20 protein-coding genes are annotated in these 21,344 nt (G+C 69.2%); 10 read left to right on the top strand and 10 right to left on the bottom strand.

All coding sequences use genetic code 11. From position 1 onward, the window contains the following. Positions 1-69: 69 nt before the first annotated feature. Genes nirB through H286_RS0112640 form a run of 5 tightly spaced genes read left to right on the top strand, consistent with a single transcriptional unit; the run spans position 70 to position 6,092 of the window. Positions 70-2,646: a nitrite reductase large subunit NirB gene (nirB, locus tag H286_RS0112660; protein ID WP_196800640.1), complete on the top strand. Its 2,577-nt coding sequence runs from the start codon at positions 70-72 to the stop codon at positions 2,644-2,646. Next, the gene (gene nirD, locus H286_RS0112655; RefSeq protein ID WP_018187633.1) at positions 2,643-3,023 is read left to right on the top strand and encodes a nitrite reductase small subunit NirD; all 381 of its coding nucleotides are present in this window, start codon (positions 2,643-2,645) and stop codon (positions 3,021-3,023) included. The genes nirB and nirD overlap by 4 nt, the downstream gene beginning before the upstream one ends. Beyond that, positions 3,020-4,255 (top strand): uroporphyrinogen-III C-methyltransferase, encoded by a 1,236-nt coding sequence (cobA, locus tag H286_RS0112650; RefSeq protein WP_020098441.1) that lies wholly within the window; start codon positions 3,020-3,022, stop codon positions 4,253-4,255. Before nirD ends, cobA begins: the two co-directional genes overlap by 4 nt. Further along, complete coding sequence (locus tag H286_RS0112645; protein ID WP_020098440.1) at positions 4,252-5,400, top strand: uroporphyrinogen-III synthase; 1,149 nt, start codon at positions 4,252-4,254, stop codon at positions 5,398-5,400. The genes cobA and H286_RS0112645 overlap by 4 nt, the downstream gene beginning before the upstream one ends. Then, on the top strand, positions 5,397-6,092 hold the full coding sequence (locus H286_RS0112640; RefSeq protein ID WP_020098439.1) for a sirohydrochlorin chelatase: 696 nt from the start codon (positions 5,397-5,399) through the stop codon (positions 6,090-6,092). The genes H286_RS0112645 and H286_RS0112640 overlap by 4 nt, the downstream gene beginning before the upstream one ends. 7 nt (positions 6,093-6,099) lie before the next feature. On the opposite strand, the gene H286_RS0112635 is transcribed toward H286_RS0112640, so the two are convergent. From H286_RS0112635 to H286_RS0112625, 3 genes are all read right to left on the bottom strand, one after another. Then, positions 6,100-6,975, bottom strand: coding sequence for an EamA family transporter (locus H286_RS0112635; protein ID WP_020098438.1), 876 nt, complete (start codon positions 6,973-6,975; stop codon positions 6,100-6,102). Next, positions 6,972-8,225 (bottom strand): serine hydrolase domain-containing protein, encoded by a 1,254-nt coding sequence (locus H286_RS0112630; RefSeq protein ID WP_231370962.1) that lies wholly within the window; start codon positions 8,223-8,225, stop codon positions 6,972-6,974. The genes H286_RS0112635 and H286_RS0112630 overlap by 4 nt, the downstream gene beginning before the upstream one ends. A gap of 91 nt (positions 8,226-8,316) precedes the next feature. After that, complete coding sequence (locus H286_RS0112625) at positions 8,317-9,711, bottom strand: ATP-dependent DNA helicase (protein ID WP_018187639.1); 1,395 nt, start codon at positions 9,709-9,711, stop codon at positions 8,317-8,319. A 35-nt stretch (positions 9,712-9,746) separates the two neighbouring features. Between H286_RS0112625 and H286_RS0112620 the strand changes: the two genes are divergently transcribed. Continuing rightward, positions 9,747-10,874 carry a hypothetical protein gene (locus tag H286_RS0112620; protein WP_020098436.1) on the top strand — a complete coding sequence of 376 codons (1,128 nt, stop codon included), beginning with the start codon at positions 9,747-9,749 and terminating at the stop codon, positions 10,872-10,874. A 6-nt stretch (positions 10,875-10,880) separates the two neighbouring features. Here the strand turns inward: H286_RS0112620 and H286_RS0112615 are convergent, their stop codons facing one another. The 4 genes from H286_RS0112615 to H286_RS0112600 form a co-directional block, all read right to left on the bottom strand. After that, positions 10,881-12,872 carry a cytochrome c oxidase assembly protein gene (locus tag H286_RS0112615; RefSeq protein WP_020098435.1) on the bottom strand — a complete coding sequence of 664 codons (1,992 nt, stop codon included), beginning with the start codon at positions 12,870-12,872 and terminating at the stop codon, positions 10,881-10,883. A gap of 82 nt (positions 12,873-12,954) precedes the next feature. Further along, positions 12,955-13,233 carry an HU family DNA-binding protein gene (locus H286_RS0112610; protein ID WP_018187642.1) on the bottom strand — a complete coding sequence of 93 codons (279 nt, stop codon included), beginning with the start codon at positions 13,231-13,233 and terminating at the stop codon, positions 12,955-12,957. A 342-nt stretch (positions 13,234-13,575) separates the two neighbouring features. Next, positions 13,576-14,478, bottom strand: coding sequence for an alpha/beta fold hydrolase (locus H286_RS0112605; protein ID WP_020098434.1), 903 nt, complete (start codon positions 14,476-14,478; stop codon positions 13,576-13,578). 56 nt (positions 14,479-14,534) lie between these two features. Continuing rightward, the gene (locus H286_RS0112600) at positions 14,535-15,566 is read right to left on the bottom strand and encodes an alpha/beta hydrolase (RefSeq protein WP_020098433.1); all 1,032 of its coding nucleotides are present in this window, start codon (positions 15,564-15,566) and stop codon (positions 14,535-14,537) included. Between the two features lie 264 nt (positions 15,567-15,830). Here H286_RS0112600 and H286_RS0112595 point away from each other — a divergent pair, with 264 nt between their 5' ends. From H286_RS0112595 to H286_RS0112580, 4 genes are all read left to right on the top strand, one after another. Beyond that, on the top strand, positions 15,831-16,208 hold the full coding sequence (locus tag H286_RS0112595) for a hypothetical protein (protein WP_020098432.1): 378 nt from the start codon (positions 15,831-15,833) through the stop codon (positions 16,206-16,208). Positions 16,209-16,294: 86 nt separating this feature from the next. Then, positions 16,295-17,446: a hypothetical protein gene (locus H286_RS0112590; protein ID WP_155900375.1), complete on the top strand. Its 1,152-nt coding sequence runs from the start codon at positions 16,295-16,297 to the stop codon at positions 17,444-17,446. 585 nt (positions 17,447-18,031) lie between these two features. Then, positions 18,032-18,817 (top strand): carbon-nitrogen hydrolase family protein, encoded by a 786-nt coding sequence (locus tag H286_RS0112585; RefSeq protein ID WP_196800639.1) that lies wholly within the window; start codon positions 18,032-18,034, stop codon positions 18,815-18,817. A 178-nt stretch (positions 18,818-18,995) separates the two neighbouring features. Beyond that, on the top strand, positions 18,996-19,238 hold the full coding sequence (locus H286_RS0112580; RefSeq protein WP_020098429.1) for a hypothetical protein: 243 nt from the start codon (positions 18,996-18,998) through the stop codon (positions 19,236-19,238). A 120-nt stretch (positions 19,239-19,358) separates the two neighbouring features. Here H286_RS0112580 and H286_RS0112575 read toward each other — a convergent pair whose 3' ends face one another. The 3 genes from H286_RS0112575 to H286_RS0112565 form a co-directional block, all read right to left on the bottom strand. Next, entirely contained in the window at positions 19,359-19,943 is a 585-nt protein-coding gene (locus tag H286_RS0112575; RefSeq protein WP_020098428.1) for a 2'-5' RNA ligase family protein, read from the bottom strand. Between the two features lie 23 nt (positions 19,944-19,966). After that, positions 19,967-20,521, bottom strand: coding sequence for a GNAT family N-acetyltransferase (locus H286_RS0112570; protein WP_020098427.1), 555 nt, complete (start codon positions 20,519-20,521; stop codon positions 19,967-19,969). Positions 20,522-20,920: 399 nt separating this feature from the next. After that, positions 20,921-21,226: a hypothetical protein gene (locus H286_RS0112565; RefSeq protein ID WP_020098426.1), complete on the bottom strand. Its 306-nt coding sequence runs from the start codon at positions 21,224-21,226 to the stop codon at positions 20,921-20,923. Between the last annotated feature and the right edge of the window lie 118 nt (positions 21,227-21,344).

The raw sequence follows: 21,344 nt of genomic DNA, 5'->3' as shown, positions 1-21,344 counted from the left end.
GCCCGCCCCGTAAAGAGCCCGCAACACGACGGGACCTCGGCTGCAACGTCGTCCGCCTACGGTCGCGACATGAGCTCCACCGGCCCCACCCCGCCCCACGTGGTCGTGGTGGGTGCCGGGATGGTCGCCCATCGTTTCGTCGAGAGCCTGCTCAGCCGCACCGACGAGGCGTGGCGGGTCACCGTGATCGGCGAGGAGCCGCGGCATCCGTACGACCGCGTCGGCCTCACCTCGTTCTTCGCCGGCGCGTCCGCCGAGGACCTCGAACTCGACGCGTCGCCCCTGGCAGACGAGCGCGTGCGCTTCGTCCGGGGCGCGACCGTCACCCACATCGACCGGGGCCTCGCGGAGGTCGTGACCGATCGCGGCGAGCGCATCGGCTACGACCGGCTCGTCCTGGCGACCGGCTCGTACGCCGCCCGGCTCGCGGTGGACGGCTACGACCACGAGGGGTGCTTCGTCTACCGCACCCTCGACGACGTCGAGGCGCTGGAGCGCTTCGTCGAGCGCCGGTCGGCCGAGCTCGGACGCCGGCTCACCGGAACCGTCATCGGCGGCGGGCTCCTCGGACTCGAAGCAGCCGGCGCACTGCAGGGCCTCGATGTCGACTGCACCGTCGTCCAGTCCTCGGACCGCCTCATGTCGGCGCAGCTCGACCTGCCCGCCGGCGACGCCTTGCGTCGGCTCATCGAGCAGCGCGGGATCGGCGTGCGGACCTCGGCGCTGACGACGCGGCTCGATGCCGACCGCAGCGGTCAGCTGATCGGCCTCGAGTTCCGCGACGGCTCGTGGGAGCGCACCGACGTCGTCGTGTTCACCGTCGGTGTCCGTCCCCGCGACGAGCTCGCCCGCGCCGCCGGGCTCGCGGTCGATCCGCGCGGCGGAGTCGTCATCGACGGCGGCTGCGACACGTCCGACCCGCGCATCCTCGCGATCGGTGAGGTGGCGAGCTTCGGCGGCCAGTGCGTCGGGCTCGTCGCACCCGGCTACGCCATGGCCGAGGTGGCGGCTGCGCGGCTGCTCGGACTCGAGGCGTCCTTCGCGGGCTTCGACGTCTCGACCAAGCTCAAGCTCTCGGGCGTCGACGTCGCCAGCTTCGGCGACGCGTTCGCCGAAACGCCCGGCGCACTCGACGTGGTCTACGCCGACCCGATCGCCGGGGTCTACAAGAAGCTGGTCCTCTCGGACGACGCGAAGACGCTGCTCGGCGGCATCCTGGTCGGCGACGCGTCGGCCTACGGTTCGCTCCGCCCCCTCGTCGGCGGCGCGCTCGGCGGCGATCCGGTCGCGTACCTCATGCCGCAGGACGGCGTCGCCGCCCCGACGGGCGAGCTGCCCGATGAGGCGCTGGTTTGCTCTTGCAACAGCGTCACGGCCGGCGGAATCCGCTCGGCCGTCCACGACGAGGGCTGCACGGACGTGAAGGCGATCAAGGCCTGCACGAAAGCGGGGGCGGCCTGCGGATCGTGCGTGGGCATGATCACGAAGCTCCTCGGCAGCGAGCTCGCGAAGACCGGCGCCGCCCTCAGCAGTGCGCTCTGCGAGCACTTCGCGATGTCGCGCCGTCAGCTCTTCGACGCCGTGCGCGTCTCGGGGCTGTCGACATTCAGCGCGGTCATCGAGCGGTTCGGCACCGGGCGCGGCTGCGACATCTGCAAGCCCGTGCTCGCCAGCATCCTGTCGACCCTCACCGGTCGGCACGTGCTCGACGGCGAGAACGCGACGCTGCAGGACACGAACGACCACGTCATGGCGAACATGCAGAAGGACGGCAGCTACTCGGTCGTCCCCCGTATCGCCGGCGGCGAGATCACCCCCGAGGGCCTCGTCGTGATCGGGCAGGTGGCGCAGGACTTCGGGTTGTACACGAAGATCACCGGCGGGCAGCGGATCGACATGTTCGGCGCGCGCCTCGAGCAGCTGCCGGAGATCTGGAAGCGCCTCGTCGACGCGGGTTTCGAGTCGGGTCACGCCTACGGCAAGTCCCTGCGCACCGTGAAGTCCTGTGTCGGCTCGACCTGGTGCCGCTACGGCGTGCAGGATGCCGTGGGCATGGCCGTCCAGCTGGAGTTGCGGTACCGGGGGCTGCGGTCACCGCACAAGATCAAGCTCGGTGTCTCGGGGTGCGCGCGCGAATGCGCCGAGGCCCGCGGCAAGGACGTCGGCGTCATCGCGACCGAGGCGGGCTGGAACATGTACGTCGGCGGCAACGGCGGTTTCACGCCCCGCCACGCGGTGCTGCTGGTGGAAGGCCTCGACGACGCCGGGCTGCTGCAGGCGATCGACCGCTTCCTCATGTACTACGTCTTCACCGCCGACCGGCTGCAGCGCACGGCCCCCTGGTTCGAGGACCTCGAGGGCGGCATCGACGAGCTGCGCCGGGTGATCTTCGACGACTCGCTCGGGATCTGCGCCGACCTGGATGCCGCGATGGCCCGGCACGTCGAGAACTACGAGGACGAGTGGAAGGCGACCCTCGACGACCCCGAGAAGCTCCGCCGGTTCGCCTCGTTCGTCAACGCACCCACGACTCCCGACCCGTCGCTGGCGTACACCGCCGAGCGCGGCCAGGCGCGCCCCGCGACGCCCGAGGACCGCGACGCCGGTGTGCTCATCGCCGGTACGACACTGGAGGTGCGGCGGTGACGACGGTGACGCACGACACGGATGCCGCGGCCCCACCCGCGGGCTGGACGGCGATCTGCGCGGTGACCGACCTCGAGACCGAGCGCGGTCGGGCCGCCCTCCTCGGCGCCACGCAGATCGCGCTGTTCCTCACCCACGCCGGCCGCGTGCACGCCGTGCAGAACCTCGACCCCTACAGCGGCGCGCATGTCATCTCGCGCGGCATCGTCGGCACCCGCGGGGACGTCCCCACGGTCGCGTCGCCCATGTACAAGCAGGTGTTCGACCTTCGTACGGGCGTCTGCCTCGAGACGAACGGCAAAGAGCAGCACACCCTGCGCGTATGGCCCGCCGCCGTCGCGGACGGCATCGTCTACCTGCGGGGGGAGCAGTCATGACCACCATGCTCGGGCTCACCTTCTCGGGCCGCAGCGTCGTCTTCGTCGGCGGCGGCGCCGTCGCCGGGCGTCGCGTCGGACGATTCCTCGACGAGGGCGCGCTCGTGACCGTCGTCGCTCCCGCGCTGGGCGACGCGATGCGCGCGCACGTCGATGCCGGCAGGGTCGCGTGGATCGCGCGCACCGCCCGTGAGAGCGACGTCGCCGAGGCGTGGTTCGTGCACGCGGCGACGGCCCAGGCATCCGTCGATGCGACGGTCGCGGCGTGGTGCGAGGCGGCTCGCGTGTTCTGCGTGAACGCGTCGGACGGCGCTCACGGGACGGCGAGGCTCACCGCCGAGACCCGCTCGGGGGATGTCATCGTCGCGGTCGCCTCCGACGCCGGCGTCGACCCGCGCCGATCCGCTCGACTGCGTGACGCGATCGGGGCGGCCCTGCGCGACGGGATGCTGCCGCTCCGTCGCCGCCGGAAGGCCGCCGGGCGCGTGGACCTCGTCGGCGGAGGTCCCGGCCCCGCCGACCTCATGACCGTCCGCGGTCGACGCCTGCTCGCCGAGGCAGACGTCGTGATCGCGGACCGGCTCGGGCCCACCGACATCCTGGTCGAGCTCGACCCCGACGTCGAGGTGATCGACGTCGGCAAGGCGCCCGGAAACCACCCGGTTCCGCAGGAGGAGATCAACGCCCTCCTCGTCGCCCACGCCAAGGCCGGCAAGCGCGTCGTGCGCCTGAAGGGCGGCGACCCGTTCGTCTTCGGGCGCGGCGGCGAGGAGGTCACGGCGTGCCTGGCTGCGGGCGTGCCCGTCGAGGTCGTGCCGGGGCTGACGAGCGTCGTCTCGGTCCCCCAAGCCGCCGGCATCCCGGTCACCCACCGCGGGACCGCCGCGGGACTCCACGTGACGATCGGCCAAGGTCCCGTCACCCCCGCCACCCGCGCCGCGCTCGCGGACGACACGATCACGACCGTCGTGCTCATGGGGGTCGCCGCCCTGCCGAAGCTCGTGGCCGCCGCCCTCGCCGCCGGCGCCCCCGCGGATCGGCCACTCGCGATCGTCGAACGCGGCCACACGCCCACGCAGCGGACCACCCGCACGACCCTCGCCGACGCGGTGACGGATGCCGCGGCCGCGGGAGTGAGCAATCCCGCCGTCATCGTGGTGGGCGACGTCGCCGCCGCAGGGCTCCTGCTGCCCGCGCCCGTCGCCGCGGGGAAGGGGGAACCGCCTCGGTGACGACCGTCCGCCCCGCCCTCTCGGCCGCGCTCGGCGGCTGCACGATCGTCATCGCCGTCGATCGTCGGTCCGCCGAGCTCGCGTCCGCACTGGAGCGGCACGGGGCGACGGTGCGGCACGCCCCCGCGCTGACGATCGAGTCGCACATCGACGATGACGCGCTCATCGGCGCGACGCGCGCGCTGATCGATGATCCGCCGGACATCGTCGTCGCCACCACCGGTGTCGGATTCCGCGGCTGGATGGAGGCCGCCGACGAGGCCGGGCTCCAGGGCGCACTCCACGCCGCCCTGGCGGGTGCGCAGATCGTCGCGCGCGGACCGAAGGCACGCGGGGCGATCCAGCAGGCCGGTCTCACCGCGGACTGGGTGGCTGAGTCCGAGACCTCCGAGGAACTCGGGGCGTTCCTGCTGGCAGAGGGCGTCGCCGGTCGCCGCGTCGCCGTGCAGCACCACGGGTCGGGAGCAGACGGGCTCGATGAGCTCTTCTCGGCCGCAGGCGCCGACGTCGTCAGCCTGACGGTCTACCGCTGGGGGCCACCGCCCGACGCGGCCGCCGTCGCCCGCTCGGTCACCCAGACCGCGCAGGGCGACGTCGACGCCGTCCTCTTCACCTCCGCGCCCGGCGCCGCGGAGTGGCTCGCGACCGCCCGTCGCGAAGGCGCGCTCGAGGCGATCGTCCGCCGGTCGACGGCGGGCACGCTCCTGCTCGCCGCGGTCGGGCCGATCACCGCGGGTCCGCTCGTCGACGCCGGCGCAGCTCCGCTCATCGCCGAGCGGGGCCGCCTCGGCTCCCTCGTGCGCGCCGTCGTCACCCACTTCGGGGGTGGCGGCGCGCCTGCCCTGGAGACCACCGCCGGGCGACTCGAGCTGCGCAGCGGCGCCGCTGTCCTGGGCGGCGCGCTCCTCACCCTGTCACCCACGTCCGCCGCCATCCTCGCCCTGCTCTTCGCCGCGCGAGGCGGTGTCGTTTCGCGCGGCGAGCTCGCCGCAGCCCTCCCCCGGTCGGGAACCGGCGACAGCACCCACGCCGTCGACGTGGCCATCGCGCGCACGCGGGAAGCCCTCGGCATCCCGACCCTCATCCGCACCGTCGTCAAACGCGGGTACCGCCTCGATGTCGTCACCCCGGGAGAGACACCATGACACCCGTCCTCATCGCCTGCTCGCACGGCACCAGCTCGCTCGACGGTCGCGCCGCCATCTCCGACCTCGTCGAGAACGTGCGCCTGCTCCTTCCGGGCGTAGCAGTGGAGGAGGCGTTCGTCGACGTGCAGCAGCCCGAGATCGACGACGTCGTCCGCGCCACCGCCCCGCGCGACGCGATCGTCGTCCCCCTCCTCCTGTCGACCGGCTTTCACACCAAGGTCGACATCGCCCGCGCGGTGACGGATGCCGGGCACCGCGCGACCGCGACCGCCGCGCTCGGTCCGCATCCCCTTCTGGCCGACCTGCTCGCGACGCGGCTCCGCGAGGTCGGCCTCGCACCGGGCGATGCGGTGGTGCTCGCCGCCGCGGGGTCGAGCGATCCGGCGGCATCCGTCGACGTCGCCGCGATGGCCGATCTGCTGCGGGAACGCGTCGCCGCGCCGGTGTCCGTGGGCTTCGCCGCGGGCGGAGGGACGCGCATCGACGCAGCCGTCTCTGGGGCCCGGGATGCCGGAGCCCGCCGCGTCGTGGCCGCGAGCTATGTCCTCGCCCCCGGCTTCTTCGCCGACGTCATCGCCCGGGCCGGCGCCGACGCCGTCACGACCCCGTTGGCACCCGACGCGGCCGTCGCCGCCGTCGTGGTCGAGCGCTACCTCGCCGCCGTCCGCGCTCCCGTCGACGTGGCCTGAACGGGTTTCAGCCGATCGGCTCGGCGACGTCCTCGACACCACGACCCGCGGAGCGGACCGCGCCGACCGAGGCGACGATGACGAGCGCGATGCCCACGAGTTCGAGCGCGGTGAGGTGCTGCCCGAGCAGGAGGAAGCCCGCGAGTGCGGCCGTCGCGGGGGCGAGCGCCATGAGGATCGCGAACGCGGCCGCGGGAAGGCGCCGGAGCGCGATGAGCTCGAGGGCGTAGGGGATCGTCGACGACAGCAACGCGACGGCGGCCCCGAGCGCGACGAGGTCGAGGCGCAGGAGCGCCGACCCTGCGTCCGCGATGCCGAACGGCAGCGAGACCACCGCCCCGACGGCCATCGCGAAGGCGAGCCCGTCGAGCTTCGGGAACGCCGCGCCGACCTTGGCCGACGCGAGGATGTAGAGCGCCCAGGTGACCGCCGCCCCGAGAGCGAACACGACACCGAGCAGGTCGAGGCGGTCGAACCCGCCGCCGCCGAGCGCGAGCACGCCGACGAGCGCGAGCCCCGCCCAGATCCACGCCGAGGCCCGCCGACTCGCGATGATCGACAGAGTGAGCGGCCCCAGCACCTCGATCGTCACCGTCACCCCGAGGGGGAGCCGTTCGAGGGCGAGGTAGAAGAACCCGTTCATCACGGCCAAGGCGAGACCGAGTTGGATGACGCCCACCCACGCCGCGCGCGTCCGTCCCCGCCACGATGGGCGGGCGATGAGACCGAGGATGAGGGCAGAGAAGACCAGCCGCAGCATCACCATGCCGAGCGGGCCGACCTGAGGGAACAGCACGACGGCGAGAGAGGCACCCACCTCTTGGCAGCACAGACCCACGACGACCAGCCCGATGGCGGTCGTCGACGTGCTGCGCGCGTTCACCCGCCGCAGATGGCGTAACCGGCGAGCTCCTCGCCGAGGCTCTCGACCGTCCACGGCAGGCCGACCTCGGGCGCCGTGCGGCCGTCGGCGGCCGGCGCCTTCGACGCGAGTGCCGCGAGCTGCCACGCGAGCAGGCGCGCGACGTTCGACGACGCCCGTGAGTCGTTCAGCACGACGACCACCGACATGCCGGTCTGGCGGTCGGCGAAGGCGGCCACCATGTAACCGGGGAGCGAGCCGTACTGCCCGACGAGGCTGCCGCCCTGATAGGCGCCGCCCTTCGCCGTGAACCAGGTGGGCAGGCTGTCGCTGATGGGCGGGGCGCCCTCGAACCGCTGGTCGGTGTCGTAGGGGCGCGCGCCGACGGCGAGAGCCCGGACGTAGGTCGACAGGTCGGACACGGTCGAGACCGCGCCCGCGGCGGACGAGCCCACGCTCGAGGTCAGATCCGTCATGTCGAGCGGAGCCTTGCAGTTCGGCTTGCCGTCCTCACCCGAGTCGAGGTACGACCCCTTGAGGCGGTCGCCGCCGCCGATGCCCATCGGCACCGACGTCGAGCTCATGCCGAGCGGCTGGAAGACGTACTCGTCGTACAGCTCGTCGAGGGACTGCCCCGACGCGCGCTCGAGGACGAGGCCGAGGAGCACGTAGCCGGTGTCGGACTCGCCGAAACGCGCTCCGGGCGCGAACGACGCGGGCTGACCGAGACCGTAGGCGACGAGCTCGCGCGGGTTCCAGATGCGCTCGGGCACCTTGAGTACACGCGAGAAGATCTCGTTCAGGTAGCCGTGGATGCCGCTGGTGCTGTCGCAGAGCTGGGCCAGCGTGACCGTGCTCTCACCGGGGTACGAGTCGAGCCACTTCCCGATGGTGTCGTCGAGCTTGACCGTGCCCTTCTCGACGAGGGCGTAGAGCAGGTCGCACGTCATCGGGCGGGTCGCGTTGACCGCTTTGAACGTCATCGACGGGTCGACCTTGGGCCCTCCGACGCCGGAGGTGCCGACGCCCGCGGTCCACTCGCCCGACCAGGGCACCGAGACCGAGACGATCGCGCCGCTGGCGCCGATCGACGTCATGGCCGTCTGCGTGAGCTCCTGCATCTGCGCCGTCAGATCGGACGGCAGAGCACCGTCGACCTGGTCCACGCCGATGTCGACCCGGTCGGGTTCGGGAGCGCAGGCGCCGAGACCGATCGCGAGGCCGAGCGCCGTCACTGCAGCGAGCACTCGCCTCGACACACGTCCTGCCACGCGCAGATCACCCCCGGTTTTCGTCTCAATGATTACAGCACACCCGTCCGCTCCCTCCGCTCGCACGTCGCACGGCGACGGATGCCGCCTGTCAGCCCGCGTTCTGCGCCGCCCGCACCCCGGCCATGAAGCGCCGCACGTCACGGTCGACCAGGATGTCGGCGGGGCGCAGCGGGCGCGAGAGGTAGAGCCCGTCGAGCGTCGTGAGCCGCGACAGCGCGACGTAGGTCTGCCCCGGGGCGAACGCACCGTTGCCGAGGTCGATGATCGCCCGGTCGTAGGTCTTGCCCTGCGACTTGTGGATCGTGACCGCCCACGCCAGCCGCAGCGGGAACTGCGTGTATTCCGCCACGATCTCGCGGGTCAGCTTGCGCGTGCCGGGATCGTACGCGTAGCGGAACTTCTCCCACACGGTCGGCTCGACGTCGTGCTCCTCGCCGTCGAGCTCGACGCGGACGGTTCCGCCCGCGATGCGCGTGACGGTGCCGATCGATCCGTTCACCCAGCGCGGGCCGTCGCCGCCGAAGCCGCCGATGTCGTTGCGCAGGAACATCACCTGAGCGCCCACCTTGAGCTGCAGCTCCTGGTCGGCGGGGTACGACGCGTCGCCGCGGCCGAAGTCGCCGCTGATCTCGGCACGAGCCGTCTGCGCGGGGCCCGGCAGGGCGTCGAGGTGACGCTGGTTGATGCGCGACACGATGTCGTTGCGGGTGGCCAGGGTGATGATCGGCACCTCATCGGCTGCCGGCTCCGGCGGCTTCCGCGCACCGGCCGCGTTCAGCGCGCCTGCGATGTCGGCGGTCACGATCCCGTGGCGCACCGCGTTCAGCATCGTCTTGAACGCGTCGTCGGACTGGCGGTGGATGTTGCGGAGTTCGGCGATGTGCAGCGGAGCGCCGACCCGCCCGAGGTCGAGCAGACCGTCGGAGCGTATGGCACCGGCATCCGCTCGAGGGCCCGCCCACACCTGCGCGTCGAAGAACCAGAACGAGCGGTAGTGGTCCTGGATGTAGCGCAGCTCATCGCCGCGGGGCGGCACCGGCGAGAGCTGGTACGGGTCGCCGAACATGACGACCTGCACGCCGCCGAACGGCTCGGCGCGCTTGCGTCGCGCCTGGCGGAGCGAGCGGTCGATCGCGTCCATGACGTCGGCGTTGACCATCGACACCTCGTCGATGATGAGCGTGTCGATCGCGTTCAGGATCTTGCGGGTCGCCTCGGTCTGTTCGATCTCGCTGTCGGCGATGAGCCCGATCGGCAGCTTGAACAGCGAATGGATCGTCTGGCCTTCGACGTTGAGGGCGGCGACGCCGGTCGGCGCGCAGACCGCGATCTGCTTGCTCGTGTTCCACGACAGGTGCTGGAGCAGCGTGGACTTGCCGGTCCCGGCGCGTCCCGTCACGAACACGTGCTCGCGGGTGTCCTCGATCAGACGGAAGAGCGCGTCCTGTTCAGGAGACAGGGGCGGCGTGCTCACCGGAACCATGCTAGCTACCAGCGGGGCTTTCCTAGACTGGGCACGTGGAACACGACGGTACCGACCAGACAGCGGATGCCGCTGCGCCGGACGCCACCGTCGCCGCCACCCGCACGGCCACCGTCGCGGGGCCTCGACGCCGACGCAAGCTCGCGATCGACCTGACGGTGCTGGGGGTCGTCGGCATCCTGCTCGTCGGCGCGATCGGCGCGAGTTCCGCCGTGCTCTACCGACAGCTCTACAGTCCGACCGCGTTCGTCCTGGACTACCTGCACCTGCTCGCCGACGGACGCGCGACCGACGCGCTCCTCGTCCCCGGCGTCTCGACCACGTCGTCGACCCTCGCCGCGGCGAAGCTGCCCGCCGACGCGAGCGGCGCCCTGCTGCGCAGCAACACCCTGACGCCGCTGTCCGACGTCGAACCGGTCTCCGAGACGACGGATGCCGACGGCACGACGACGGTCACCGTGTCGTACCGGGTGGGCGGCCACGCCGGCACGACGACGTTCGAGGTGGAGCGCGACGAGGACGAGAGCGGTCTCCTCCCCCGGTGGCGTTTCGCGCAGAGCCCGCTCGCGGTCATCGAGCTCGCGGTGCGCGGCTCGATGCAGTTCGAGGTGAACGGCTTCTCGATCGACAAGCGCCAGGTCTCGCCCGACGGCAGCGACGCCGACCCCCTCGAACCGATCCCGCTGCTCGCCTTCTCGCCCGGGCTGTACTCCATCACCGTCGACACGGCCGCCACGAAGAGCCCCGGCGTCGCCGTCCTCTCGGACACGCCCCTCGCCGAGATCCCGGTGTCGTTCCAGGCGGAGCCGACCGAGAAGTTCATCGGTGTCGTGCAGCAGGAGGTGGACGACTTCCTCGCGCAGTGCGCGACGCAGAAGGTCCTCCAGCCCACGGGGTGCCCGTTCGGCTACTACGTGCGCAACCGCATCGTCGAGCCCCCGACGTGGAAGATCGAGGAGAACCCCGTCGTGACCCTCGAGCCCGACGGTGCCGGCTGGGCGATCACCCGCACGCAGGCGGTCGCGAAGATCGACGTGCAGATCCGCTCGATCTTCGACGGCTCGGTCTACGACGTGAACGAGCTCGTGCCGTTCTTCCTCACCGGCAAGATCACGATCCTCCCCGACGGCACGGCGTCCATCGCGGTCTCGGCCGCCGACTGAGCGCGGTCAGCGCGCCGCTTCGCGCCGGGCATCCCGTTCATCGCGGGCGGCGATCTCCGCGAGTCGCGCGTTGTAGGCCTCGAGCTCCGCATCGCCGCTGCGATCGGCCTGACGGTCGCTGCTGCGCTGACGGCGCTCGTCCGAGCGGCTCCACTGCACGGCGACGACGATCGCGAGGATGAGCGTCGGGATCTCGCCGATGGACCACGCGATGCCGCCGCCCATGTACTGGTCGGCGAGCGGATCGAGCCCCCACGGGCGGGCCATCGACCCGAACCATTCCGCGACGAACAGGCCCGACGACATCATGATCGAGATGCCGAAGAACGCGTGCATCGCCATGACGCCGATGAGGGTCAGCAGGCGACCGGCGTGAGGCAGCCGGTACGGGATGGGATCGATGCCGACGAGCGACATCACGAAGAGGTAGCCGACCGTCAGGAAGTGCAGCACCATCCACTCGTGCCCGAGGTGGTCGTAAAGCGTCCACCGGAAGATGTCGGTGTAGTAGAACGCCCAGAGCGACACGATGAACAGCGCTGCGGCCACGAGCGGGTGCGTGATCACCTTGGCGTACGGGCTGTGGATGGCCCACAGGATCCATTCGCGACCGCCGCGCGTGCCGTCGTCCCGCTTGCGGATCGCGCGCGAGGCGAGGGTGATGGGGGCTCCGAAGACGAGGCACATCGGGATCGCCATCGACAGCAGCATGTGGCCCACCATGTGCATGCTGAACAGGTAGTCCTGGTAGGCGTTCACGGGACCGCAGGTGACGTAGAAGAGGAGCACCAGGCCGGTGATCCAGAGCACCGTGCGGCCGACCGGCCAACGGTCGCCGCGGCGGGCGAGGCGGCGGACGCCCGCGAGGTAGAAGAACAGTCCGAAGCCGACGGCGAACGCCCAGATCAGGTCGACGTCCCACGCCGTGAAGAAGCGGTCGATGGTGAGCTCGGGCGGAAGGGCCGAGCCCGTCAGCACCTCGGCCGGCGTGCGATCGAGCGGCAGCGTGGTGTCGACGGGCGGCGGCGTGAGCGACAGGGCGACGGCGGCGCCGGAGGCGATCCCCATGAACACGACCTCGAGGAGGACGAGCGTCCAGAAGCGGGCCGCGACGGCGGTGTCACGGATGCCGGCGATCAACCGACGCCGGTAGACGGCACCCAGGACGCCCATGGCCAGCAGCGCGACGACCTTCACGATGAGGATCGCGCCGTAGGCCGAGAAGAGGTTCTGGAACGAGAGGATGCCGATGGCCGCCCGCGCGATGCCCGACAGGGTCACGACGACGAAGGCGGCGAGGGCGATGCTCGAGTAGCGCTGCAGGACGTCGGCGAGCCGGTCGCGCGTCAGCAACGGGCGCAGGAGGATCAGCAGGAGCAGCCCGCCCAGCCACGCCGCCGCGGCGATGATGTGGAGGGCGAGCGAGGTGACCGCGATGTTGTGGTTCGCCTCGCTGCCGGTGTGGCCGGCCGTCGCCATCGGCACCATGGCGGCGATCGCGAGCACGGCGACGAGGAGCGTGGGCAGCCACCCGCGGACGGCGAAGGCCAGCACGGTGAGGACCGCTCCGGCGACGGTCGTCATGAGCCACGCGCGACCGGGATCGGTGTCGACGAGGAAGCGACCGAGCTGCTCGCCGAACGCGGCGTCGGCGCTCGGCCGCGCGGGGATCACCTTGAGGAACGTCAGGTACCCGGTGACACCGCTCGCGACGGTGAGGATCGCGGCGCCGGCAGAGGCGGCATCCAGGGCGAAGTCGAACTCCTTCGACCCGGCGACCAGCGAGAAGAGGGCCAGGACGAGTGAGCCGACGAGCACAGCAGCCGACAGGTTGACCGTGAGCTCGGTGATCGGGAGCACCCAGCGGACGACGGGGCCGGGATCGCCGATGACGAGGGGCGTGGCGCCGCCGCCGTAGGCCAGACCCAGCAGGAGCGCGATCAGACCGGCGCCTGCGAGGATCGCGGGCCCGGCGAAGCGGAGAGCACGCGGATTCACCCTGCAAGCCTACGCGCGGGCAGGTGGGGGAACGCCGAAGGGGGATGCCTCGCGGCATCCCCCTTCGTACGACTGCAGCGTCTTACTTGACGGCAGCCTTCAGCTTCGAGCCGGCGCTGACCTTGACGCGCTTGCCGGCGGGGATGTTGATCTCGGCACCCGTCTGCGGGTTGCGGCCGGTGCGAGCGGAGGTCTCGACCTGCTCGAACGCGATCCAGCCCGGGATCGAGACCTTCTCGCCCTTGGCGACAGCCTCGGACACGGACGCGAACAGGCCGTCGACGACGCGCGAGACGGTGGCCTGGCTCTCGCCGGTGGCGCTGGCGATGCTGGCGACGAGTTCGGTCTTGGTGATGGCCATGGTGCTCCTCCAGACGGCGGATCGCCGTCTTCAGTTACTCGGACCGACGGGGTGACCGCCGGTTGGTCGTTGCGACCGGTCCCGAATATACCCACGAACCCCGTGATTCCGCGGATTTTCGGTCATCTGGTCCGTAATCGGACGGCGTGTCGCGTGTCGGATGTGACTTTTGAGGCGAATGAGGCCGTTTCGGCCGGATTCCGCGGAATTCCGCGGAGGGGGTTGCTTTCGCGTGCCGTGTTTGCGTGTGCGTCCGCCTGTTGCCGGATTCGGACGATGTTGTCGGATTCGGACCGGGGAGCGCTCTCCCGTCCGAATCCGGCGCACATGTCCGAATCCGGGTCACTCGCGGGCGAATTCGTCGGCCGCGTCGCAGGCGAGTTGCGCGGATGCCGGACCGCCGTGCCCCTCCTCCTCGAGGATGTGCAGCCGACTGCTCGGCCACGCCTTGTGCAGCAGCCACGGCGTGAGTGCGGGACCGCTCACGTCGCGTCGGCCGTGGATGAGGACGCCCGGGATGCCGGTGAGCCGGTCCATCCGCTCGAGGACGGGCGCGTCGAGGAAGCAGTCCTGCGACCAGTAGTGCGTGACGAGGGTGGCGAAGTTCTCGCGCGAGCGCGGGTCGTCGTGCAGCGGGCCGGGTGTCGCCCAGGGCGAGAGGGTGATGTGCGCCGACTCCCATGCATCCCACGCGTCGGCCGCACGGGTGCGGACGGCCGGGTCGGGGTCGCGCAGCATCCGCGCGTAGGCGTCGACGACGCGTTCGCCCGCAGGCACGAGGTCGCCGAGCCGGTCGCGGGCCTCGGGGAAGATGCGTCCCACCCCGTCGGTGATCCACTCGATCTCGTCGCGCGCACCGGCGGTGACGGCGAGGAGGATGATCTCGCTCACCCGCTCGGGGTGGGCCTGCGCGTAGGCGAGGGCGAGGGTCGACCCCCACGAGACGCCGTAGAGGAGCCAGCGGTCGATGCCGAGGTGCTCGCGGAGCGCCTCGATGTCGGCGATGAGCGTGGGAGTGGTGTTGGTGTCGAGGTTCTCGAGGTCGTCGATCGCCCAGGGCGTGCTGGCGCCGCATCCGCGCTGGTCGAGACCGACGATGCGATAACGCTCGGGGTCGAACACGCGCCGGTAGCCGCCCTTGCCGAGGCCGCCGCCGGGTCCGCCGTGCAGGTAGAGCGCGGCGCGGCCGGTGTCGGAGCCCGAGACCTCCCAGTGGAGGCGGGCGCCGTCCGGTCGGTCCAGCATTCCGGAGGCGTGGGGTTCGATCGGAGGATGCACGTCGCGCACGCTACCAGTGCGCCTCAGATGCGGCGGAGCGCGGCGACGACGTCGTCCTCCCAGCGGCGCGCGGCCGGGAGTGCGCCGACATAAAGAGGGGTGTCGTGCGTCACGCCGAGGTAGCGGGTCGCGCTCGCGTCGACGCCGGCGTCCCGCAGCTTCGCCGCGTAGGTCGCGCCGTCGCGGCGGAGCGGGTCGTACTCCGCCGTGAGCACGACGGCGGGCGGAAGGCCCGCGTGCGAGGCGGCCCGCATCGGCGACGCGTACTGCTCGCGCGCCCGCGACCGGTCGCCGAGGTAAGTGCTCGCGACGGAGCGCAGCTCGCGCAGCGCGATGAAGGCGGGAACGCCCAAGGCGTACGTCGCGCGCAGGTCGATCCACCGGCCGGTGAGGTCGGTGACCGGAACCTCGAGGATCTGCAGCGTCGCCTGAGGCGTGCCGCGATCGCGGTTGAGGAGGGTGAGGGATGCCGCGAGGCATCCGCCCGCCGAGGCACCGTTCAGGCCGATCCGGTCCGGGTCGATCCCGAGCTCCTCCGCGTGCGCGTGCAGCCACACCCAGGCGGCGTGGACCTGCTCGATCTGCGTCGGATAGCGCTGCTCGGGAGCGAGCGAGTACCCGACGGTGACGAGCACGACGCCGGAGCGGTCGGCGCGGCGGCGACACGAGGCATCCGCCGTCGGATAGTCGATGCCCCCGATGCGGAACGCACCGCCGGCGATCACGAGGCACGCAGGTGCCGGGGTCGGCGCGGAGGCGGGACGGTAGATGCGGATGCGGACGTCGGGGTACCCCTCGACCGGCACGGTGACGTCGGTGGTCTCCATGTCGGGACCGGGGATGCCGGCGTTGCGCAGCTCCATGCGGTCCCAGTTGAGCGCCGCGCGACGGTGCCGCTCGCGCGGCGTGAGCGGCACCGTCTTCTTGGCTGAAGCGGATGCCGTCGCCGCCGGCGCCACCGGCCGGAACCGCGCGGTCAGGTCGGTCCACGCCTTCTTCGCGAGGTACCGGCGATGCGTGCGCAGGCGCTCGCGGAAGAACGGATCCAGCGGCATTGGGCTCCCTCCGACCGTTCGAGCGTAGCCCCGGGCGCGGCCGTGGGGCGGTGTCGAGGTGGGGCCGCAGGCCCCCACCGAAAACGTTCGCGGGGAGTTTCGGCGAGCGCAGATTTCGGTGGGGGTTTTCGGCGGGTCGATCCACGGCGTGTCGGACGCCCGCAAGGCCCTGACCGGCCGCGCGCCGAAAACGATCGTTTCTGGCGTCTCCGTCGTCGGAGCTCAAGAATGCGAGGCATAAGGCGAGCCACCTAGAGTGACGACATGGCGCCGACGTCGACTGGTAACCGTAAGTTGCTGCGGGTGACGCTGCTCACTGTCTCGATTGTTCTGCTGCTTCTGGTCGGGGCCGTTGCCGCGCCGTTTCTCTTTTGGAAAGAGGATCCAGACCGCCGCTGTGTGCTGCAGACAAAGGAGCTCGCCCCGCCTGCCGCCTTGCCGCTCACGGAGGCCACTGAAGCTGAGGTGCGCGGCGAGACAACAGTCTTTCCTCTGATGCTCCGCTGCTCGTGGCCGGTGGAGGACGGTCGCGTGTGGACAGACGATGGGTGGTCTCGTACGTTGATCGTGTACGGGGGAATGGCTCTTGCTGTTGGGGGGATCTACGCTTCCGTGCGCTCAAAACGCAAAATCGGGGGGTAAGTGTGAGGAAAACAAGCACAACTGCAGGGGCAATGTTGGCCGCGGCGATACTCATCGTCGGCCCGGCTAGTGCGTCTTCTGCCGTAGTGGCAACGCCTGCCGAGACGGAGGAGGAGCTTGGCAAAATATCCGTCCTTCAAGCGGCTTTCAGTCATCACATCGAGCTCGATGACGCTCTGAACATCAGCGAGTCCTACCCCGGTGACGTGGTCGGCGTCCGCTTCGAGAACGATCAGGTCGTCGGGGAGTACTTTCTAGGCGGCGATAAGAGCCCAGCGGAGTTTCTCGCGCAGTTCGCTGACATGTACGGCACCCAGCCCGAGGCTTCTTCGCTCCTCGTCGCTGTCGACTATCGCGATCCGGAACTAGCTGGAAGCGCGCGTGGGAGCTCGCCCACATATGAGCCCCTTGCTGAGATCGACGTTCCGGGAACTCCATTTGTCGCGCCCCGGATGACGTCCGAGGATGCAGCAGAGCTGCGTGAGAATAACAGGGGGGGACCTGAGACAGTGTCCGCCGACTCGCAGAAGGTATCCGCCTCGTCAGCTACCGCGGCGGCCGCCGCCACGACGGTCAGATGGCAACCACAGGTCGTCTATGCAGGAACGATACGGAGCGGCAAATCACAGTACTTCTACAACAGCCTGGACTGGTACGCCCCTTACGGACCGAAAACCTTGACAGGGCCAATCGGCATCGAGTTCGAGATAAACATCCAAAACGGAGCCTCAGGCACTCGAGGAAGCGTGGTTCCTGGTCAGATCTGCGGGCCTAACTTCCGGGATCAGTTCATCGCAAAGAACTACAACCTGAACAGCTGGTCGATTTCGTCGTACTACGGCGGCGTCAGCAAGGCCTATCCCTACGCTGATCTGAACGATCTGTTCGACCCGTGTGGATTGAATTCGATGGCTGTTGGGCTGGCGTCTCCCTACGATCTGCCAAACTTCCCCGCTGGGCCGAATGCCAGCCTCGAAACCTTCATCGACGCGAAGGTAGGGACTAAGACCTCGAGCCTTGTCAGTGGCAACCTTCAGCTCGTCGACAGTTCGCTCTGTACCTTCAACGGAACGTTCGCGTTCACCGACTGCATGGGACTTCAAGGTGTCGACCCCGCCTGGAAATATGCAACTTCCCGCAGCACCCTGAACGAAACCCGGGCCTGGAAGGCCAGTCCTGAAAAGTGCTGGGTCTCCGCAGACTACGGGAGGATTGCGCCGGTCAGCCAGCCCTGCTGATCTTCGTATGCGTGTGCTGGGCACGCCCACAGAACGTGTCCAGCGCATGCATAGACAGCTTCGTGAACCCCGGCTGCTCGTAGTACCGCGCAGCTTTGACACTCACCCCAGCGCGTGTCGCCAACTCTCCCGAAAAGGTCCGCCGAAACCAGGTTCTGATACACGTTTCCGGTGGGCACATTGCTGCCTCTCGTTCGGGGCCGCCGGAAACGATCGTTTCCGTCTGCTGCCCTGGGTCGCTGCCGGCTTCGCGGCCGGTGTGCTCCTCGGCGTCTTGTATGTGCTCATCGCCTGGTTTCCTGACGCAATGGCCAGCTTCGCGGACAATCGGCAGTTCGTCGACCCGCGAAACGTTCTGATGGGTTGGAGTGGCACCTTTGGGACCGTATCCGGGTTGGTGGGCGCGCTCATCGGTCTGGGGCTGGGAGCCGTCTCATCGGGCCGCGAGAGTCTGAGAGGACGGGGATCCCGCGGGCCCGATGTCTAATGCCGGCTGGCCCAGTCGACGAGATGCCCCCGGTCAGGAACCATCAGTTTCGGCCGGTTGCGGAGAGCTACAACCCCGCCAGGTGCGACAGTGTGAAGGTGACTCTTCGCATAGCGGCCGTTCAGGCCGAGGCCTCGCCGGGTGAGGTCAACCGCAACATCGCGAAGGCCGTCGATTTCATCCAGCGGGCCTCCTCGGAGAAGGTCGACGTCATCGTGTTCCCGGAGGCTTTCGTCACGGGCTACGACGACGCAGCTTTCACCGGATCGTTGCCTGCATCAGCAGAGCTCGACTGGCTCGATCGCGTCCAGGAAGCCGTCGACGTAACGGGACTGCTGGTCATCTTGAACACCGCCCTCGACCGCGGCGGGCGATCGACCTTGACGGACATCGTTCTCGCACCCGGTCGAGCCCCGGTCTTGGCGTACGACAAGCAGCATCTCTACGACAGCGAACGCCGCTGGTTCACTGCGGGCGATCACGGGTGCTCGCTATCCGCGGGTGACCTGAGACTGGGGTTGTCGGTCTGTTACGACGCAAATTTCCCGGAGCACGCGGCCGCGGCCGCCTTCAACGGTGCGGTTGTCTACATCAACAGCGGCGCGTACTTCCCCGGCGGCGAGCACCGACGCGACTTGCACTACGCCGCGCGAGCACTCGACAACGGCATGTACGTCGTTTTCAGCGGCCTCATCGGAGGCACTCATCAGTTCATCGGCGGATCCGCCGTGTTCAACCCGCTTGGACAACGTATCGCTCACGTTCCCACCGCCGAGGGGATGGCCATAGCTGACATAGATCCCAACCTGATTTCTCGAATCCGCTCAGAGCAACGCATGTGGGCTGATCGTCGAGTGAGCCTCGGCGAGTACGAACACCACTAGGAACAGCTCTGGACGCCCCTGCCGCTAATCGCAGGTGCACCAGAAACGTCTGCCAAAACTAGGTAGCGGTTGCCGTTTGTGGCGAACCATACTCGGCATCTCGGAGGCACACACCGAAAACGATCGTTTTCGGCAGGCCGAACTACCCACCGACGCGGGTGTTGTGAGTGATGCAAGCATGGCTTTCATGACGCCCCGCAAACAGCGCACTATGGTCATCGTGGTGCTGACGATTTCGGCGCTGGTGGCGATCTTCACAGCCGTCGCGCTTCCGCTCATCTTCGATGAGCCACCCAACTGGTGGTCAGTCCTCGGGGCTGTGTGCACCTGCGCCGCGATGATCATTCTGCTTGCCGAACTGCGGAGACGCGAACGGCAAGATCGAGACAACAACGGCCCTTCTGACGCCCGCCGACAGTAGGTTTCGCGCGACTGTTCTGGGTGCCCCGTAGCTGCTCGGTCGCTCCTCCGCCGGTAAAGATCGTTTCCGGCGGTCGGGTCGTGGCGCTCGCAAGCGATAGGTGCGCGGGCGAGCCGCACCTCAAATGCCGAGTTGGATGACCTCGCTGTGCTCCTCGCCGTTTGCATACGAGACGAGCTCTATCTCGTTGACGGTCTCGCGAACCGGATGCTCGAACTCCTGAACTCGTGCGGATTCGATCGCCTTCCAACCCTCACTCGACAGTGTCTTGCCGTAGACGACGGACATGTGAAAGGTCCAGTCATCGAGGGGCAGCTCACCGAGGCGGTGGAAATCGGTCAGATCCAACAAGTCGGTCAACGTTGCGTAGGCGGCGATGAGAGAGCGAGTACGAGCAAGTCGCAGAATGAGGATCTGCCACGGCTCAGGGAATGAGTCGACGGCGTCGCCGACGATCTCGATCGGCTGTTGCTGGGAAGCCCAACTGCGGACCAGCGCCGTGAGCTCGCCCCGACGTGTTGGCTCGTAGAAGCCTCGTAGCGTCACGTGCCCGGTGTGCGGGTGTGGAAGTCCCCCCAGAGCCAACGCGTCGTTCTGCTCCATCGCATAGCGATCCGCCACCTCTGAAGTCGGGCGAAGCACCAGGTACTGCTGCCCATCGAGAGATTCGAGCTGCTCCGGGGTATTCATGAACGGAGGGCGCATGCGACGACCATACTCAGCGGGGGTCAGGGAAGCGGATCGGTCGCCAGTATCGACATGAGAACGGCATCGGTCCACTCGTCGTCCCAGAGAAGGGCCTCGCGGGCGCGGCCTTCGTGACGGAAACCGATCTTCTCGTACGAGCGCTGCGCCGACGGGTTGAAGGCGTATACCTCGAGGTAAATGCGGTGCAGGCCGATCGAGAATCCCCATTCGACGACCGCACGCCCGGCCTCGGTGCCGTACCCGAGGCCGCGGACGGTGGAGTCGGTCAGCGCGATCCGGTAGCTCATTGCGAGGTTGTCGAGGTCGAGCTCGTTCAGCACCACCTCACCGATGTGCATGCCGTCCCGGTCGAGGATGGCGAAGTCCGCCCGGTCGGGTGCGCCAGGAAGACGCTGGAGATGCGCGTTGACGCGTTCGCGCGAGAACTCGCCGCGGGTGCCCGTGAGACGTAGGGCATCGGGATCCTCGAGGCCCGCCAGCGTGGTTTCTACATAGTCCGGGCCCAGTTGCACGAGCGTCAGGCGCTCGGTGGTGAGCACGGGCTGAGCGGCAAGAGCGGACTCGACGGGAGACATGAGTACCAGCCTATTGAGGCGGGAAAGGAACGGATGAGTCCCCCTACCCCGATCAACAACAGCTCGGAACGTGAGTACAAGGACTCAAGGTCGGGGCTTCTCAGAATGTTAGGGACACCGCACCACGGACGAACCCGACAACGGCGCATTCAGGGAACCCGCTGCCCAAGGTTGCTCCGACCATAACGTTCCCCGTGTCGACCTAAAGTCGATATTCCCGAGACGCAGCCTTCGCCGGACAGACGAGTAACTAAGCCCATCGGCGGTGGCGAATGGCTTCCTGACCCACGACTCCGGGCCACAACCCACCCTGCTCGCGCCGCGAGGACGCGTTCCGCGAGCAGCGACCTGATGCATGCCGTGGAGGTCGATGAAGCACGCTGAAAGACGTTGAGCTTCTCAGTCCTCGAGTTCCTCCAACTCGGCGAGCGCCTGCTTCGCTCTGCGGAGACGCTCGTCCTCCGGCTCGTCCCACCAATATGGGCCCCGCTCACCGAGCCCGTGCTTCGCGAGATCGACCCGTCGGCGTGCCGCTGACGTGGCGTCGGGATCTTCCTTCGCGCGGCGCACACCTGATCGACCGCGCCCGAGGTGGGAGGTCAGCGCCGCCACGAGGTCTGCGGGCAAGGACGGATCGGTGCGCCGCCACCGCCGCCCGTTGATGGTGAGCCAGCGCTCGTCATCGGAACCGGCGTCATCCGCCATCGATGATCCTCTCAATCGAATCGAGCCAACCAGCCCGCCAGCGTGAGTGTGTCACGCCGTCGCATTGCGTGATGTCACCCTTTGGTTGACACTCACGATCTTCGCTCGTACGCTCGCC

The organism is Microbacterium sp. 11MF (assembly GCF_000383475.1).
Classification (GTDB): Bacteria; Actinomycetota; Actinomycetes; order Actinomycetales; family Microbacteriaceae; genus Microbacterium; species Microbacterium aquilitoris.
Note: the sequence above shows the minus strand (reverse complement) of the source record. Positions and strands in the feature narration are given on the sequence as shown.